Here is an 18,551-nt window from a genome sequence, read left to right on the forward strand (position 1 = left end):
TTCATGAATGAAAGGAAAGAAAGAGTAGGCAATACGTGATAAAATAAATAGAATTTATTTTTTAAGACGGGAAGGATGATGAACGAGTGCGAGGTTTGGTTCCATGGGATGTCGATCGAAGGTTACAAATCTTTTTAGAAGAAGATTTAGGTTTTGATGATATCACTACTCAAGGTTTGGGAGACCTAAGCTTAAAACCAGTGCGGGCAAGAATTATTGCCAGAGAAAAAGGAATAATGTCAGGCGGTCCCTTCGCAATTCGCCTTTTTAATCTCATAGACCCTCAAGTGAAAGAAAAGATTCATATTGAAGAAGGTGAAGCATTTAAAAATGGTGACTGTGTTATGGAAGTTGTTGGGCAAACCCGGGCAATATTGATGGGAGAAAGGGTTGCGCTTAATCTGTTACAAAGACTGTGTGGAATTGCTACAAAAACCCGAGAGTTTGTTGAAGTGGTTAAAGGTCTACCAGTAAAAATAGCTGATACAAGAAAGACCAGCCCTGGTTTAAGAATTTTTGAAAAGTATGCAGTCCGTTGTGGGGGTGGGGTTAATCACCGACTTGGTTTATATGATTGTGCTCTTATCAAAGACAACCATATTTCGATTTGTGGATCGGTGAAGAATGCCATTCAAAGAGTAAGGCCAGCAATCCCCTTTACAGCACGAATCGTGGTGGAATGCGAAAATTTGAAGCAAGTGAGTGAGGCAATCGAAGAAAAAGCTGATGTTATTATGCTGGATAATATGAATACTAAACAAATTAGGGAAGCAGTTAAGATGATCGATAAAAGGTCGATTGTTGAGGCTTCAGGAGGTGTAAATTTAGAAACAGTAAGGGAAATTGCAGAACAAGGAGTTGATATCATTTCTACTGGATATATTACCCATCATGCCATTTGGTTGGACTTGAATTTGGAGGTAGAAGAAGTCGCAGATGTACTATGATGCTTTGATTATCGGAAATGGAATTGCTGGAAGTAGTGCCGCCCTTTTTCTGGCGGAAAAATCTCAACGAGTTTTATTGGTCAGTAAAGGTCAATCTCTTGAAGAAACCAACACCGAAAAAGCCCAGGGAGGGATTGTATATCGAGGTAAAAACGATTCTTGGAAAACTCTCAAACAAGATATTCTTAATGCTTCAGATGGAAGTGCTTTAGAAAAAAGTGCGAAAGTATTAGCCAAGATTGGTCCTTCACTGGTTAAAAGGTTATTTATTCAAAAACTTCGGGTTCCATTTGAGAAAGATGAACAGGGAGAATGGGATCTTTTCCAAGAAGCAGCGCATTCCCGACGGCGGGTTCTTCATGTTAAGGACTGTACCGGTAGAGTTATTCAAAAAGCTCTTCATGAAGGAATCCTCAAGGAGCATCTGATTGAGGTTAAAAAAAACACCCAAGCTGTTGGTTTGATTCTTTCCAACCGCTACCAGCTCTCACCCCAATCACGTTATGAAGCTCCGGAGTGTCTCGGTGTTTATTTACTGGACCTTCGTAAAGGGACTATTACACCCTTTTTTGCTCGGGCTACAATTTTTGCTACTGGTGGTTTAAACTCTCTCTATCAATATTCAACCGGAGGACCTTGGAATACCGGTGATGGCTACGCCTTGGCCCATCGAGCCGGAGCTATTCTCCAAAATATGGAATATGTTCAATTCCACCCTACTCTTCTATATAGCCCAGAACATTCCCAGACTTTTCTCATTTCCGAAACGGTTCGAGGCGAGGGAGCTGAGCTAATTAACCATGAGGGCAAAGCTTTTATGCATAAGTACCATCATTTGGGGAGTTTAGCGCCTCGTGATGTGGTTTCCCGAGCGATCTTCGAAGAAATGCTCAACCAGAATGCCCACTGTGTATTTCTTGACCTTTGTCATGCGATTTCACCGGAAAAAATAAAGGCAATTTTCCCGACTATCTATGAAGAGTGTTTATATCGAGGAATCGATATTACCCAAGAACCAATACCAGTAGCGCCAGGAGCACATTTTTGCTGTGGGGGGGTACTTACCGATAGTTTTGGTCATACCTCGATCAAGCGTCTCTATGCTATAGGTGAAGTGGCTTGCACTGGTGTGCATGGTGCCAATCGCTTGGCTTCTACAAGTCTTTTAGAAGGATTAACCTTTGCTTTCCGAGCTTCTCACGATATTATAAAAAACCCTGCTCCAAAGGAACAACCCCGAATAATTCCATTTGAGTATGCATACGGAAATCCTCCGTCTGAGGCGATTTTAGAGAGTATGCGGAAAATTATTCAAGATACCATGTGGAAATTCGCTGGACTCATTCGGAATCAATTGGGATTAAAGTATGCCTTGGAAGTACTCAATGGTTTAAAACAACAGGCAGTTCAATTGAAAAATCAATTAGGCGCATCTGGCCCTCTTCTTGAATTTGAAAATAGTATTGATGCCAGTTTGTTGGTTGTCGAAGGAGCTTTAAGAAATCCAATCTCATTGGGAACTCATTATCGTTCCGATTCTTCGATGGTTCAATAGTTATCAATTGATTTATCGTTTTTTAATTCTCACGGTCAAGGTTAAAGAGATCGTACTCTTCTTGTTTCTCAAACAAGCTCTCGATGTGTTTTTTCTGATCAAGCCCAGCCAGATTAACACTAACAAAAAAGGTTTGGTCAGATTCCCAGTAGGAAGCTTCAATATCAATACATTCTTCTAACTGTTTTCGAACGTAATAACGACGTTCTTCCCAGCTTTGGTTGGGAAAAGAATAAATAGTTTCCATCCCTACAGAAAATTCTTTGCTCCCCAATCCAATACCGGCGATAATATCACCGACGCTTCCAATATTTAGATCGTACTCTCCTCGAAGTCGAAGATAAGTTTGATCAAGATCGCCATAAACCAACTCTAAACCAAAAATATTGGTATCTTTGGGATCAAAGAAAAAATAAGTTTCTCCGTTAACTTGAGTGTATTCATAATATATTCCTGCGCTAAAGCGAGAAGAAAATTCTTTTTCCGCCCAAACCTTTCCTCCCCAGGCAATTGCATCATCAAGTGTGGAAAGGTTAATATTTTGATAGAAAATTTCCCCCCCAAAGCTCTTTTTTTCCAATCCAGCACTTAAAAAAATATCATTTCGCCAAGTATTTATGTCTCCCTGAGAAAATTTCCCATAGCTAAGATTCGCTTCAATAAAAAATCCACTTTCAGATTCGGTGCGGTAAGAAGCAATGAATTGGGGCAGACGACTGATGATTTCATCATTAAATCGTTCGTTTTCAATACCTAACATCCAGAGAGATAATCCATTTTTTTGATAATGAGCATACCCCCCAAAGGTAGATTTTTCATTTTGCCAAAGATCAATAAATATTCGTGCTTCTATATAGGAATACTGGAGGGTTATATCACCACTTATCCGACTGCTTTGTCGGGTTGAATAATACAGATTAGCTTGGAATAATAAATTTTCTGAAAAGAGATATTCATAGTTTCCCTCAACAAAGAGCCCTCTTTTTCTTTGGTAACCCAAACTCGGGATAAAATTCCCACCGTGATTGTTAAGAAGCCGTGAATATGCAGGAAGTTGAATAATCCTGTTTTCTTTGATGTAGAATCCTAACCCGCTAATTAGAATCCGATCTTGAGGATAGATTAAAACTTCTTTGGCGCGAACACTGTATAAGGGAGGCGAATGCGGGCATCCAGTAACCAATAAATCCAAACCCGCCCATTTCCCCTTTTGGTATTCGATCTTTGAACCACGAAAGAAAAGTTTTCCTCCTTCGTTTAATTCATACACCAATTCAGCACTTTCAAACCAACCATTTCTGGTTTGAAAGTTGTAGTACATTTTTTCTGCACTGATTTGATAATCACCAAAACGAGCTTTAATAAAACCTGGAACAAAAGCTTCTGAAGTATCAAATCGGAAAAGCAGCTGATTGGTTGCGAAAGAAACATTCTTCCATGATAGTTGGACATTTCCAACAGCCTCAACTTGTGAACCAACATCGTCATAAAGAAGCGTGTCGGCATTGATGCGGATGCCTTCTTTTGCTTCGATGTTCGTTGTTAAAGCGATAGAGAATAATATCAAAAAAAAAGCGAACAATACGAGATTTTTCATCGCTTTTATAATAAAGAGATGAAGTTGCTTCATTGTTTTATGTTCAATTGAAGCTCCTCTATTTTATTTTTTACATTTTCGATTTCTGATTCAATCAATTTTTGATTTTCGATCAGCTCTTTCTTATTTGCTTCCAATAGAATGACTCTTTCTTGCAAACGGAGGATTTCCTCTTCCAACTCTGGTTGCCAACTCGCCTGGGTATAATCAGGAGGAACATAAGGATCTTTCCAGGTGAGCTCTATTTCTTGAGCGACATAGGAAGGTTCGATTGATAAATGGGAGAAACGAAGAGTAATTTTTTTGGTCTCGGGTCCGACTATTGGTTGATCGTCTTTTCCTATTCGGCTGAAATACATTTTCCCTGAAACTTTATCAAAAATTTTATCATCAAATTCTCGAGGAAACTCAAGAGGATAATATTTATTGCCTTTATCATCGATTAGATAAGTGTTTTTAGTAAAATTTAAGGGGAAAAGAGCAGGTCCCTTAAGTTTCTCGATGGTTACATCAAAAACTAAATACCGTTGAAAGCGCTCTCTTTGGATAAAATCCCGATGATAAGCTGTTTGTTCATCTATAGAAAGGAGGTTTTCTGCTCCATATTTAGCTACCCAAGCTTGAACCAATTCAGGATTCCAAAATACTGCTTTAACTGAGAAAACATCCCCGATGGTTTGGCTATTCGTCCATTTTTTTTCGATTTGAGAATAAATTTTATCGGAATCGGATTTTGCCCATAATGCAAAACTAACCGATAAAACCAAAATACAAGGAATGAGGAGCAAGAGGATAAGATTTTTTTTATTCATTATCTAAAAATCTCCTTCCTGGTAAGGTTTGATTTCGATATCTATTCCAGAAGTGGGTGAAGGTTGTGTTGGTTGGATTGGAATTGGTGTGGCAATGCTGGTGACATCAACTGTCCCTTCGATATCTTCCTCATAATCCCAACTTTCAACAGGCTTAACCTCAATTTCTACTTCCGGGATATTTTGGTCCTCATAATTATAAGAGGGTTGGTAAGTATCGATTCCGGTTGTTGAATAGTTTTGATCTTCATAAGTTTGGTATGGAACCGCAGAAGCAATTGGACCGGATACGACCAATTCCTGAGCGGTTTCAACAAAAAGTTGGCTACCTGGTTCTACTTTAGCTGGTTCTCCATTGATTAAAAATCCAGCCACGGCTCCGATTGGGCCAAGGGCGACCAGACCGACAATACTGGTCCCAATTGCATACGCAAATGCTTTATTTTCTTGAATGGATTTATCGCCTAAGGAGAGAAGAATAGGAGTTCCATCAAGACTAGTGATTGAGCCAAAATCAATCTGAATCATGCCAGACCTTCCAAAGTTTCCTTTACGGCGAATTTTGCTGATCCATCCTTCTCCTTCGGTACCGGCTGGAGCGATGAGAATATCATTGACAATAAAATCTTCAGCTAAAACATAAGGAACTGGGTCACCAAGGTTATTTTTTTCTGAATTCAAATTTGCTTGGATGCTTACTTTAACTAAAGATTCAGCAGGAACGGTAACTTGGAAATTTGTTGAATAAGAAGGATTTACTACGGTTCTGTAAAGTTTATCTACTCGGACACCAATCGGTTCAGCACTAGGAACGCCAAAAATGAGCTGTTCAAATTCGTCGAGTTGAGCGGTTAAAATTCCAGTTTTCTGGTCAGCGGTATTGAGAGAAAGTCGAATGGATTTGAGTTTGAAATCTAAAGAAGGTTCTTCAGGTGTACCGGTTAAAATAAAGGTTTTCAGAGTATTTATTCTTTCCATTAGAGTTCCTGACAGAGTATCTCCAATTAAATCTCTTTCAAGATTTTCGGTACGGATTAATACACTCCCAGTTTTTGGAATACCATAAAGTATTTGTTCCATATTTTCCAAGTCTTTTGCCAAAGGTGATGCTACCTGGTCTTGGCCATATGCTGGAAAAACCAACGCCAATAACAATATGCTTATACATAAAACGGAAGCCATCTTCATAGCAATCACTCCTTCATATTTCTTCTTATCATTATACCGTAGAGTTGTTCCATCTTTACGGTATTTAGTTAAAAATTTTCATTGATTTTATGAATAGAAATCAATTATTTCTTTGGAGACCAGAGATGGCATTTTACCCAGTGGCCTGGTTTTATCTCAAAATCGGTTGGTTCCTCTTGATCGCAAATCGGCATCCGATTCGCGCAACGGGGATGAAATACACAACCAGCGGGCATATTTACTGGACTTGGTATTTCCCCAGTAGAAGGAATTTTTCCAGGTTTTAATTTTTCTTCTTCTGAGGATACTACCGGAATTGAGGATATTAACATTCGGGTATAAGGATGGTAGGGAGTTTCAAAAAACTGCTGAGCTGGTGCTATTTCAACAATACGACCCAGGTACATGATGGCGACGCGATGAGCAATATTTCTCATTAAGCTTAAATCATGAGTAATGAATAGATACCCCAAGTTTTTTTCTTGTTGGATTTCGATAAGTTTATGGATGATTTTTGCCTGAATTGATACGTCCAGAGCGGAAGTTGGCTCATCTAAAACAATGAGCGAAGGATTGGTTGCAAGAGCTCTGGCAATAGCCACCATCTGTTTTTCTCCACCCCCAAGGGAACGGGGATATTTTTCCATATATTCGACCGGAAGTTCCACCAAGGACAAAATTTCTTGCACTTTTTCAGCAATTCCTTTTTTATAATCCATATCATGAAGACGGATAGGCAGGGTTAAAATGTTTTCTATGGTTTGCCTTGGGTTAAGTGAAGATCCCGGGTCCTGAAAAACGATTTGAAGTTCTTTTTTTAAAACCCGTTTTCTTTTGTGGTGGGAAAGGGCAATATCTTGCCCTTGGAAAAGAATCTGTCCACCACTTGGTTGATAGAGTCCCATAACAGTATAGGCAACCGTGCTTTTTCCTGAGCCTGATTCCCCAACCAGTCCGAGAGTTTCTCCTGGTGTGATATTAAAACTGACATCATTGACTGCTTTTACAATTCCTTTAGTCGTTGAGAAATATTTTTTTAGTTTTTTTACTTCGAGTACGGCGTTCACTGGTTTGCCTCCTGGTATAAATAACATGCCACTTGATGAGTATCGTTGACGCGATATAGAGCAGGTTTTTTTTCCGAGCACAAAGCAAAGGCACGGGGACAACGAGGATGAAAACGACAACCGGTCGGAGGATTAAAATAATCGGGAATTCTCCCCGGTATGCCCTCGGCGGTTCCTCCGCCGGTTAACCTGGGGACGCAATCCATTAATGCTTGAGTATAAGGATGGAGGGGATGGGAAAATAACTCTTCAGTTGTTGATTCTTCAACAATTGATCCAGCATACATAACATAAACCTGATTCGTCCATTCACGAATAACTCCAAGGGAATGGGAAATTAAAATGATTGCCATTTGTTTCTCTGCGGCAATTTGGTTAAGCAACCTTAAAATCTGGTCTTGAATGGTTACATCTAAGGAGGTACCAGGTTCATCGGCGATAAGTAATTGTTTTGATCTGGCAATAGCAAGAGCAATACAGACTCGTTGCCGCATTCCGCCACTTAATTGTAAGGGATAATTGTCTAATATCCGTTTTGGGTCAGGGAGAGAAACGTCTTGGAGAGCTCGCACCGAGACTTGATGGGCAGAAAGTCGAGATTGACCATCATCGCTTGACTGAGAATGTTGCACTACATCATGAAGTTGTTGTCCGATGGTAAAAACCGGATTGAGGGCAGCGGTTGGGTCTTGAAATATCATTGATATACCAGTTTGACGCATTTTTTCGACCTCGGATTTTTTCATGGTAAGAACGTTTTTTCCATGGAAAAAAATTTCGCCCTGGACTATTTTTCCTGGAGGCTGAGGAAGGATACCCATGACGGTTTTCATGGTGGTGGTTTTTCCACAACCGGTTTCACCAACCAGGCCTACTTTCTCTCCTTGTGCAACGGAAAAATTAACTTCGTTCAAGACTTTTAAATATCCACCATAAACACGGAAGTTAACAGTTAGATTTTTGATATCAAGAATAAGTTGAGACATATTTAGGCTTCCTCCATAGAAAATAAATCGCTGATGCCGTCACCAAGGAGGTTGAATCCTAAAACAATCAGCATGATTGCTAAACCTGGAAAAACCGAGATCCACCAATATTCGGGAAGATATTTTGCTCCATCGGCAACCATGGATCCCAGAGCGGCTTTAGGGGCTTGCTCTCCTAATCCAACAAATGATAATGATGCCCCGATAAGAATAACCCAACCCATATCGAGGGTCATTTTAGTTAAAATAGTTGAAAGGCAATTGGGGAGTATTTCTTTAAAAAGAACATGAAACTTGCTCGCCCCTAACAACTCTGCTGATTGAACGAAATATTCATTCCGTAAAGACGTAGCCATTCCATAAACCAAACGGGTATACCATGGCCACCACATTACTGAAACGGCTAACATAGCATTAGTTAAATTGGGTTTAAGGACTGATGTAATAGCTAGGGCGAGAATCAGAGGAGGTACTGAAAGAAATATGTCGGTTATTCTCATTATGAAGATATCAATCCAAGTTTCTTTGAAATATCCAGCCAAAAGCCCTAAAGTGACTCCAATTGGTACAACAATCATGAGAACAACAATCCCCATAATCAATGATGAGCGAAAGGCATAAATGGTTCGGGTAAAAACATCACGTCCAAAAACATCGGTACCAAATAGGTGATGAGCCGATGGGGAAAGATTGGCTTCCTCATAATTTACATACTTTCCAGAATGAGCCGGATAGGGAGTTACCCAGGGAGCAAGCAAAGCGCTAAAAATTACAAAAAGGACAATCACTAAACCCACAACCGAGAGGGGATTTCGAGAGAATTTATACCAAGCTTTACCGCTTTTGGTTCTTTTGGGATTTTTTTTGGATAGAATCATGGCAATTAATCTCCTCTTTCAACTAATCGGATTCGTGGATCGAGATAGGCAACAATAATATCGACAATAATGTTGATAAGAGTGAAAACAATTCCCAAGACCATAATTACCGCGATTATGGCATCGACATCTTTGCGAAGCATAACATTAATCCCATAACGGGAAATACCTGGCCAGTTAAAAAGAAGTTCTACTAAAAAAGCATTTCCCATTAATGATGCAAAATCTAAGCCTAGGATAGAAACGGTTGGGATAATGGATGGTTTGAAAAGGTATTTAAAAATTACCGTTCTTTCCGGGATACCATAGGAACGGGCAGCTGAGACATAGTCTTTTTTTGAGTTTTCCAGCATGCTGGAACGAGTGATGCGAGCTTCTTGAAACATTCCTCCCAAAGCAAGGCTAAAAGCGGGAAGCATTAAATGTTTTAAGGCATCAAAAAAAGCAGTTAGATTTCCGGTGAGCAAACTGTCAAGGGTTATTAAACCGGTAATTTTAGTCGGGGCATCAACCCACTGGCTGAGCCTGCCAATGGTAGGAAATACCTGGTAATACATACCAAAGACCAGCAAAAGGATAATAGCAACGACAAATGCAGGAGTTGCTATCCCAATATAAGCAAAAATCCTTATTAGATTATCAATCCAAGTATTACTGTGTCGTGCTGAGAGTATTCCTAAGAGGATTCCAAAAAAAGCCATAAATAATCCGGAAAAAAGAGCCAATTCAAGAGTGGCGGGTAAAAATTCTTTAATATCTTCGATGACCGGACGTCGTGTTAACAAAGATTCACCCAAATCACCCTGAAAAACTGATTTTATCCAATAAGCATATTGAACAACTAACGATTCATCAAGATGAAGTTTATCTCGAAGTTTGTCAACTGCCTCCTGAGAGGCTCGAGGTCCAAGAGCTGCCCGGGCAGGATCTCCTGGTACCATTCGAGCTATGATAAAGACCACTATCGATAACCCGATGAGAACAAATATTGAATATCCCAAGCGTCGAGTGAGAAAGCGTGAAAAATTCATACCCTGGTTCTACCCTTTCCTTTTATCCTTTAAAGACAATGATGAATGATGAGCAACGGCGATCAGTAATGAAACCAATAATCACTAAAATAGGTACTCCCAAATTTCAGTTTTCTCCAACCCAGGAGAATGCAATTACGACTCGTTAACTATCCTGAAAAAATCGGAACGATTAATAAAGGTGTCATCCTGAGCCCTCGCTTTTTGAGGGCGTTTGGATCTCATCTTTTTTCATTATTTCCTCTCCCTTTGGATAAAAGGAGAGCGAGAGGGATTCGATTTTTTCTAATTCTTTCAAATCCCTCTCGATTTTTTCTTACTTCACTAATTCGTCACGTTTATCCGGATACACTTTTATATCGAGCATATACTGATTGTAACCCATAACTGGGTTGACTTTTTCTCCGCGTTCAGCTCGATCAGCAGGAACCCAGTCTACATAAGCATCTTGATAGGCATAGTTTTCTGGTTGGTCGATCAAGAAAAGAGAAGGGCACAGGTCAACAAGGTATTCTTGAATTTTGCCGTACTTCTCAAAACGGGCATCTTTATCGATGGTATCAATGGCATCTTCAATCATGCTATCCAGTTGTTCGTCTTGAAGCCATTCGGATTGTTCCCAAGTCCCGCTGGAGGAGGAATGGTATTTTGATTGGATCATTGATCCGGCTTCGGCATAATGCGGCGAAACAAAAATGAGATACATAGTTGCAGTGGTTTCTGGAGTGGCAACTTCTTCGATAATCTTCATCCAAGGATCTTTTATAACATTGACCTGAATTCCAATATCAGCTGCATTGGCTTGAATAAGAAGAGCAACTTTTTCTTCATCAGGAACTTCAGCACACCATACTAAGTCGACGGGATATTCATCGAGTTTATCAGCATAAGGGGAAAGAGCTAATTCTTCTTTGGCTTTTTCCAGGTCACGCTTGTATTGGAAAACATTGGGGTTGTGGCCAGGAAGAATAAAGGAAACCGGACCTTGACACTGATGTGAACCGGGGAAAATGTGATTGGCAATCGCATCATAGTCTATTGAATAGGCAAGAGCTTTTCTAAAATGCACATCATCAGTCGGGGCTTTCTTGGTGTGCATCATGGTAAAGAGAGTGCTTCCACCAAAAAGCTTGGCTACATTAATACCGTCTACTTTAGCAACATTGTCGTAAAATTCCGCTGGTTGTCGGAAATCGGAGATTTCCAGCTCTCTTTTTTGAATCAGCGTTCGAACGGTTGCAGTTTCGGTAGTTCCAATATTTCTGAATGAATCTGGGGCATTCGGGTCAAAAGGTTTCCAATAGTCGGCAAAACGAACAGCATGAAGGTATTCTTCTAACTTCATTTCTTGAACCTGATAAGGTCCAGAACCAGCATCGTTGGTGAGAAGCCATCTTTTCCCATAGTCTCCTAATTCGCCGAATTCATCATTTTGTTCAATATGAGCCATGGTCAAGTCCTTATTCAGCACATAGAGACGAACGAGTGAGTATAAAAAGGGACCAAAAGTCTTTTTAAGCTTAAAGGTCACGGTGTAATCATCATTGGCTTCGACACTGTCGATAACCGGTTTGAAGATATAGCTATAACCTTGCCCAATTGCTAGTAATCGATCCATGGAAAATTTAACATCTTCAGCCTTCAGCTCACTGCCATCATGAAATTTTACTCCTGATCGTAATTTGAAAACATAGGTCAAACCATCTTCAGAGATTGTCCATGATTCAGCTAAATGAGGCACGACTTCTCCATCATGGGTCGGAAACACCAATGTATCATACAGATTTGCCACTGAAACCGAGCTGGCAAAGTCAGCAGCAATAGCCGGGTCAATATAGCAAGGCCAGGCATTGGTCAGACGAATGGTTTTTTCAGAAGTTGAAGCAGCTAATGCAACACCTGAAAAAACAAAAAAACATAAAACCACAGATAAAATCCAGATAGTATAACGATTTTTCATTCAATTCCCTCCCAAAATATTCAGTTAAAGTATTTTCAAGGATACCTTAATCGGCAAGATTTCTCAACTATTATTCTTTTTTATATCACAAAATTCCCATGTTCCATAATGATTTTGCCATCAAATTTAACCGTTGGATTAGTGACAATACCGTCGTCGTGAGTTTTCGATTCGATTTTTCCTCCCATATCGGTGTTCATTCCAAAGGCAATATGAATGGTACGGAAGGCTTTTTCGTCTTCTAAAATATTACCGGTTACCCGAGCTTTTTCATTGGTTCCAATGCCAAGTTCTGCAACCCAGTAAGCATTGGGATCATTCAGAGATTGGAGATGTCGTTCAAATTGGGTAGCTTCGGTTCCCCCCTCGAACTTGATGGCCTTACCGTCCTGTATGGTTATACGGATGGGGGTTGATAACAATCCTAATGGCGACTGAGAACCATCAATAACCGCTACCCCATTGACCGATTCCTCAACCGGTGCTATGTAGGCTTCTCCAGCAGGTAAATTTCCCCAGCGTCCTTTTTCCCGATAGATACCATCATCGGGAGGGATACCGGGTTTTCTCCCTTTTAAGCTCATTACCAGGTGGGTTCCCAGCTCGGTGGTAATTTCGACTTCCTGAGTTGATTCCATTAGTTTAGTCAGTTTCCAGCTCAATTCAGATATTTTTTGATAATCGGCAGTCATGGCTCCTATAGTCATAATATCTTCGGTAATCCCTGGTAAACTGGCGATTCGAACTCCCTGGTTGGTTGCATCAACTCGGGCATGAGTGTGGGTTAAACTTTTGGTAGTGACCAGGAGAGCAATATCACTGGAAAGCATAGCTGCCCGTACTTCTGAAGGTGGCTCTTGGGCGTGATGATCTCTTGGTGTCATTACCATCAGAGTGGCATCAATTCCTAAGGAATGAAAAGCATATAGAAAGCTTTCGGCAATGGCCAATTTTCCGGTATCGGTAACAACCAGCGCATTCTCACCCGGTTGAGCGCCCATGCAGTCACGAACGGCTATCATGGCGGCTTTCATAAGAGGAGTTAGATTCATATTTTGCCTCACTTTAGCTTTTGCCCAATTTTTGGGCGAGTGATTTCAGTTCGGGGTCGATAATTTGTCCTTTGTCAATAATAAGTGTTCCATCTAACCAAACTGAAGTGTTGAGACAGATCCCATCGGAATGAGATGGTGCTGGAATACCATTTGGCGGAAGCAATATCGCTCCAATGTTTCCAATTCCCCATTCAGTACAGCCCCAAACTCGTTCATCTTCTAAAATGTCTCCGGTCAACTTAGCACCCGGATTAAACCCATAACAGACATGGGCTAAGGCGTTCATACGAGGGTGATTAAAGCTTTTCATCCAAGCTTCATATTCAGCGGCTTGGCTTCCCCCCTCGACTTTCACGATAACTCCCTTTTCAATATGTAAGTGAATCGGCTGTTTGAGTAAGCCTAAGGGTGGAACTACTGACCCATCAAATACGATTATGCCATTGATAGTTTCCAGTTTTGGAGTCCAGGCGACTTGACCTGACATCATGTGAGAACCGGGAGTATCGGCATACCCTAGCTCACAATTAACCGGATGGTTAGAGTCGTTTTCGAAAGATACATCTTCACCGGCAGGTGTAGTCATTCTCACTTTTTTGGCTTTACGAGTTTTTTCAGCCAGCTTTTCCTCTAATTCTTTTAACGTCGGATAGTCGACACGACCGATGCATCGGATCATCATGTCAACATTCATTCCCACTAAGCACATATGACGTAGTTGAGGGTTTTCTTGGACAGCAATATCGTAAGGAGTAGAATACAAAAGCCATTGATTATTAAATTCTGCCCAGGCATCAGCTTCTTTTAAAACAGCGGTAAGGGCTTTCTGGGGCAGCATTGGATCAGCTGCTTTTCCAACCCCCAGAGGAGATGGCGTCCAGACAACCATGGGCTTGGCACCAGCGGCAAAAGCAGCTCGAGCAGTCGCATCAACAACCCGGGAATCGCTCTCGGTGTCAGCGGTGATAACAAAAGTTTCATCTTCTTTGAGTTTAAATAACTCATTCACTAAAATATCGGCAGCTTTCCCTAACTCGTATTCATAAAGCTTTGGCAACAAAAAACACCCCTTTCTAAAAAATTAATTATTGATCTTCTTGGTTATTATAACATTATAAATAAATTAAAAGGTTAGCAGAGGTATTTTACTCTCTCCTACACAGCTTTTTTCCTTATATTTTACCCTGTAAATACAATGAGAAGTGAGTTGTGAATGGTGAATGGTGAATTGTTAAAATAACCACCCTCATCTTGACCTTCTCCCATCAAGGGAGAAGGAATTATAGCCTTTTGTCATCCTGAGACCTCGCATTTCGAGGGCGTGAGGATCTCATCTTTTTAATTCTTTTTATTTCCAAATTATTTTTAAGTTTGAAATCTTTATGTTTTTAGGAAAAGAAACACCGGATTGTTGTTTTTATCATCAATTGTTTTTTCTTTTATTCGACTCACATCTCACTTCTCACGGCTCACTGATTCCAGTAAATGAGATTGCCACGTCGCATAGGACGCTCCTCGCAATGACGGAACGGTATGGAATTCAAATCCCTCTTCATCCCCCTTTGCTAAAGGGGAAACTTTTCCATCGCCCCTTTAGGAGAGAATGAAGAAGAAGTGAAATAAAAAAGGCCTCCCAAATTTTGGGAGGCCTCAAATTTAAATAAACAAGAGTAATATTTTAACGATTCACCAAAGGAATAACCATCATTCCATCTTTGGGTACATTATTATAAGGTGATTTAGCCAAGGCATAACCTATGGGCAGATTATAAAGTCCATTTATAACCGACCGGGTAGTTGAAGAAATTGTCGTGCTTCCATTGGCAATGGCATCCATGACGCTTCCATCATTAGTATGACCAGCAAAACCGACTACATGCCCTAACTCATGAAGATAGAGCTCATATTTCGGCTTGATTGGATATCCGTACCAATTTCCTTCAGGAAGGATTCGAACCTCTGCTTTAATGAGCTGATAATTTGACCACCAAACCGTGGCATAACCCCAAACCCCATTTCCCTGAGAGGTGATTGATGCGGCATCATAAAAAATGGTTATTGGACTGGTACTATCGGTTGATAACTGGAAGGTGGTAGTTCCTCCAATGATTGAGTTCCACTGGTTTAAAACATCCTGTACATTGATTCCAGGGTAATTGGTGGAATCCTTAACCTTAATGATCCCATCCCTCCACCGTACCACATTATTCTTTCCATAGCTATACTGGGAAATGAGTTGGTAATTAATAGGTGAGCTTGGTGTTGGTGATGAACCTGCTAATGGCGTCGGTGTCGGTGTTGGATTTAAAGCACCATTCTGTACCACTACCTGATTACTGGTTGCTAATTTGGTATAACTCCCATTTCTAAAAAGCCGGAATTCATACTGACCGATAGTATTTGGAGCCTTGAAAATTAACGAACCATTTTTTTGCCCTCTTAAATATTGATAGCTGATTCGGGAATAATTATTTGAACCAACTTTAAAAAGACCGATCCAATCCCGGTAATACCCTGGTGCTCCAGTAAAATTGACAGTAATATTTCCTCCCGGGACTATAACACTTGGGCTTGCTGAAAGTGGTGAATTATTGTTTGTACTAGGAGGTGTTGGAGTCGGTGTTGGTGTTGGTGATGAACCTGCTAATGGCGTCGGTGTCGGTGTTGGATTTAAAGCACCATTCTGTACCACTACCTGATTACTGGTTGCTAATTTGGTATAACTCCCATTTCTAAAAAGCCGGAATTCATACTGACCGATAGTATTTGGAGCCTTGAAAATTAACGAACCATTTTTTTGCCCTCTTAAATATTGATAGCTGATTCGGGAATAATTATTTGAACCAACTTTAAAAAGACCGATCCAATCCCGGTAATACCCTGGTGCTCCAGTAAAATTGACAGTAATATTTCCTCCCGGGACTATAACACTTGGGCTTGCTGAAAGTGAAGTTCCGGCGATTTCAATAACAGAAACGCCTGAAGCATCGTTAAGTTCTTTTTCAACTGAAGGTGTCATGGGTACATTAGTACAACCGGAAATGAAAGTAATGAGGAGAAGTCCGAGGATGGCGATAAAAAATACTTTATTGCGCTTCACTACTTATTCCTCCTTCAGGACTTTCTCCGAAGAAAAGAGGTTTTAAGAGTGACGCACCCTTTTGAGTTTAAACTCAAAAAAGACTTGGCAACCCGACTACCATTGCGTATTTGACGCAGTAGGTTCGTAGCTTTGCGCCCTCACCTTTCGGAGAGTTTGCCCTTTCATTCTAAAAGTTCATTTTTACTTACTCAATTTATCGGATAAAAAAGAAGTAACTTTAGTGGATTTATTCCAATTTGATCTTGATATTTATTTTTAAAAAAGGAGATATTTACTCTGTAAATGTAGTGAGAAGTAAGTGGTGAGTAGTGAGTTGTAAAAAATTATTACCTTCATCCTGACCTTCTTCCATCAAGGGAGAAGGGACTCTGACTCGTCATTGCGAGGAACGTAGTGACGTGGCAATCTCATGAGCTTAATCTTTTTATTCCTCTCCCTTTGGCTAAAGAGAGATTAAGAGGGATTCGATTGGTTCTCAAAAAACTCAAATCCCCCTAACCCCCTTTTCTAAAGGGGGAGATTGATTTCTGAATAGTTATTTTCATCCTCATTTGGTGCAGCTAGGTAGCATGAACGTCTATCTTTTAAACCTCAAAATAAAATATTGACGAAAAACTTCAAAATAGAATTCTTTAATACAGTATAATTGGTATAAAAAAATAAGAATAAGGGTTCTTTGCATGGAAATAATTCGTGAAACCTATACCACCTTTTCGGAAAATGCCGAATTCTTAAAAAAGATCTTTCCACAAGATGATGAAAAATACTATTATGACTTCCTTAAATATGACCCATTTTTCCACCCCAATAATATTTATTCAATCAAAAATAGAAATCAAACTATTGCAACCCTTTGGTGCCTTCCTCGTCTCTTTATAGACAGTAAAAGAACGATTCTTGCGGCTGGGATTGCTAACGTTGCGACTAATCCAAGTTTTCGAGGACAGGGATTGGCTGGTCAACTGATGGAAAAGGCTTTAAAAAAAGCCGAAGTCCAAAATTTCGAATTCATTATTTTAGTAACCAAGATTCCTGAATATTATAAAAGATGGGGATTTCAAAAGATAGGTAAATATGAGGGAGTTATTGAGCCTTCAACCACTGGCAAATACCCTATTACTTGCCAGAATATACCTTATGAAAACATACTCGATTTATATATATCTTTCTACCAGGATTTTCAGGCTATTGCTCCCCTCCGTAACTTGGCTTATATGAAGGGTATGAAGGAATGGAACCAGTGGAGTTCGATGTTTAATTATAATGGGAAAAAAGCGGATTGGTTTCTCTTGAGGAATGAAATTGGTCAATCGGCGATTTTCTATGGATTGGATAGAGAGGAAAATTTTAAGGTTTTTGAAATAATTTGGGATAAAAATATTGATAAAAAAGACTTGTTAGCGCTTCTCCATAATTGGGCTTATCAACTCGGAAAAAATATTCATCTCGATTTGCCTTTGCCGGTGATTAATTATTTAAGGTTGGAAGCCAACAAGGATGATAAAGATACTGTGATGGTTAAACCTTACGAGGATATTGATATAAATCGTCTCTATCTTCCCGTTCCAGATTATTTTTAAGAATAAGCAATATAAAATTACTTAAATACATATGAATGAAGAAAGGAAGAACAAGTAAAAAATGAAATTTAACGACCTATTGCGGCGTACCAAATCAAATTTGGAGAATTTAGGATGGAGACTGCTTACTCCCTTTCTTCAGCTTTATTTTAATGAAAAACATTTCGAAGAACTTTATAAAAAGAAACCAGATCCATGGAATTATGAAAACTACGAATTTGAAAAAGAAAAATACCAAAAAACCCTTGAGTTAATTCCCAGTGATGTCCAAACGATTTGGGAAGTAGGATGTAGCGAAGGGTTATTTACTCAGCTTCTTTTAAGCAAAGGTAAAGAAGTTTTTGGTGTTGATATTTCGGAAACCGCTTTATTGAGAGCCCAGGAGAGATTCAAAGACTTTGGTGATAAAATTCATCTGCAAAAACTGGATATCACTCGAGAGGATATAGATGGAACCTTTGACCTGGTTTTAGCTTCGGAGATTCTCTATTACCTGGGTGGGAAAAATATTCTCTTGCCACTGGAGGAAAAGTTTTACCGCCATTTACGACCAGGAGGTTACCTTCTCCTCTGTCATTTTTATCCTTCTGGAAAAATCATCCATGATATTTTCCGAGAGAATAACAGATTTCAAGAAGTATCTGAGAAAGTCACTCACCATCCCCACCGGGATTACATAATTACTCTTCTGAAAAGGCAGTGAGTTGTGAGCAATAAACAGAAAAATTCACCCTCATCCTCACCTTCTCCCATCAAGAAAGACTGAGGGGGAGAAGGAAAAGCTATAAAGTT

Annotated in this window: 15 protein-coding genes and 1 riboswitch; of the genes, 4 read left to right on the plus strand and 11 right to left on the minus strand. The window is 39.9% G+C overall.

The features are described from left to right. Nucleotides 1–86: 86 nt before the first annotated feature. Both nadC and RT761_RS04435 read left to right on the plus strand, forming a co-directional pair. On the plus strand, nt 87–947 hold the full coding sequence (gene nadC, locus RT761_RS04430; protein WP_218112866.1) for a carboxylating nicotinate-nucleotide diphosphorylase: 861 nt from the start codon (nt 87–89) through the stop codon (nt 945–947). Beyond that, nucleotides 937–2,502: an L-aspartate oxidase gene (locus tag RT761_RS04435; protein ID WP_218112867.1), complete on the plus strand. Its 1,566-nt coding sequence runs from the start codon at nt 937–939 to the stop codon at nt 2,500–2,502. Before nadC ends, RT761_RS04435 begins: the two co-directional genes overlap by 11 nt. A 22-nt stretch (nt 2,503–2,524) precedes the next feature. Here RT761_RS04435 and RT761_RS04440 read toward each other — a convergent pair whose 3' ends face one another. The 11 genes from RT761_RS04440 to RT761_RS04490 all read right to left on the minus strand — a co-directional run bounded on the left by RT761_RS04440 (nt 2,525) and on the right by RT761_RS04490 (nt 16,176). Further along, nucleotides 2,525–4,132, minus strand: coding sequence for an LPS-assembly protein LptD (locus RT761_RS04440; RefSeq protein WP_218112868.1), 1,608 nt, complete (start codon nt 4,130–4,132; stop codon nt 2,525–2,527). Further along, nucleotides 4,129–4,911 carry a hypothetical protein gene (locus tag RT761_RS04445; RefSeq protein WP_218112869.1) on the minus strand — a complete coding sequence of 261 codons (783 nt, stop codon included), beginning with the start codon at nt 4,909–4,911 and terminating at the stop codon, nt 4,129–4,131. Before RT761_RS04445 ends, RT761_RS04440 begins: the two co-directional genes overlap by 4 nt. A gap of 3 nt (nt 4,912–4,914) precedes the next feature. Beyond that, nucleotides 4,915–6,099 (minus strand): hypothetical protein, encoded by a 1,185-nt coding sequence (locus RT761_RS04450; protein ID WP_218112870.1) that lies wholly within the window; start codon nt 6,097–6,099, stop codon nt 4,915–4,917. Between the two features lie 104 nt (nt 6,100–6,203). Continuing rightward, a complete protein-coding gene (locus RT761_RS04455; RefSeq protein ID WP_218112871.1) occupies nt 6,204–7,166 on the minus strand; it encodes an ABC transporter ATP-binding protein in 963 nt (320 codons plus the stop codon). Continuing rightward, nucleotides 7,163–8,152, minus strand: coding sequence for an ABC transporter ATP-binding protein (locus tag RT761_RS04460; protein ID WP_218112872.1), 990 nt, complete (start codon nt 8,150–8,152; stop codon nt 7,163–7,165). Before RT761_RS04460 ends, RT761_RS04455 begins: the two co-directional genes overlap by 4 nt. 2 nt (nt 8,153–8,154) lie before the next feature. Next, on the minus strand, nt 8,155–9,030 hold the full coding sequence (locus RT761_RS04465; RefSeq protein ID WP_218112873.1) for an ABC transporter permease: 876 nt from the start codon (nt 9,028–9,030) through the stop codon (nt 8,155–8,157). 5 nt (nt 9,031–9,035) lie between these two features. Beyond that, nucleotides 9,036–10,061 (minus strand): ABC transporter permease, encoded by a 1,026-nt coding sequence (locus RT761_RS04470; protein WP_218112874.1) that lies wholly within the window; start codon nt 10,059–10,061, stop codon nt 9,036–9,038. A gap of 316 nt (nt 10,062–10,377) precedes the next feature. Then, nucleotides 10,378–12,021 carry an ABC transporter substrate-binding protein gene (locus tag RT761_RS04475; RefSeq protein WP_218112875.1) on the minus strand — a complete coding sequence of 548 codons (1,644 nt, stop codon included), beginning with the start codon at nt 12,019–12,021 and terminating at the stop codon, nt 10,378–10,380. Between the two features lie 80 nt (nt 12,022–12,101). Further along, nucleotides 12,102–13,073, minus strand: a complete 972-nt coding sequence (locus tag RT761_RS04480) for an aminopeptidase (RefSeq protein ID WP_218112876.1) — start codon at nt 13,071–13,073, stop codon at nt 12,102–12,104. Nucleotides 13,074–13,086: 13 nt separating this feature from the next. Continuing rightward, a complete protein-coding gene (locus tag RT761_RS04485; protein ID WP_218112877.1) occupies nt 13,087–14,133 on the minus strand; it encodes a 2,5-dihydroxypyridine 5,6-dioxygenase NicX family protein in 1,047 nt (348 codons plus the stop codon). Between the two features lie 621 nt (nt 14,134–14,754). Then, entirely contained in the window at nt 14,755–16,176 is a 1,422-nt protein-coding gene (locus RT761_RS04490) for a hypothetical protein (RefSeq protein ID WP_218112878.1), read from the minus strand. An 83-nt stretch (nt 16,177–16,259) separates the two neighbouring features. Continuing rightward, nucleotides 16,260–16,347: riboswitch (cyclic di-GMP riboswitch) on the minus strand. 512 nt (nt 16,348–16,859) lie between these two features. Here RT761_RS04490 and RT761_RS04495 point away from each other — a divergent pair. Both RT761_RS04495 and RT761_RS04500 read left to right on the plus strand, forming a co-directional pair. Then, complete coding sequence (locus tag RT761_RS04495; protein WP_218112879.1) at nt 16,860–17,759, plus strand: GNAT family N-acetyltransferase; 900 nt, start codon at nt 16,860–16,862, stop codon at nt 17,757–17,759. 61 nt (nt 17,760–17,820) lie between these two features. Beyond that, the gene (locus tag RT761_RS04500; RefSeq protein WP_218112880.1) at nt 17,821–18,462 is read left to right on the plus strand and encodes a class I SAM-dependent methyltransferase; all 642 of its coding nucleotides are present in this window, start codon (nt 17,821–17,823) and stop codon (nt 18,460–18,462) included. The last annotated feature ends 89 nt before the right edge of the window (nt 18,463–18,551 follow it).

Origin of the sequence: Atribacter laminatus, from assembly GCF_015775515.1 — a bacterium.
GTDB lineage: Bacteria > Atribacterota > Atribacteria > Atribacterales > Atribacteraceae > Atribacter > Atribacter laminatus.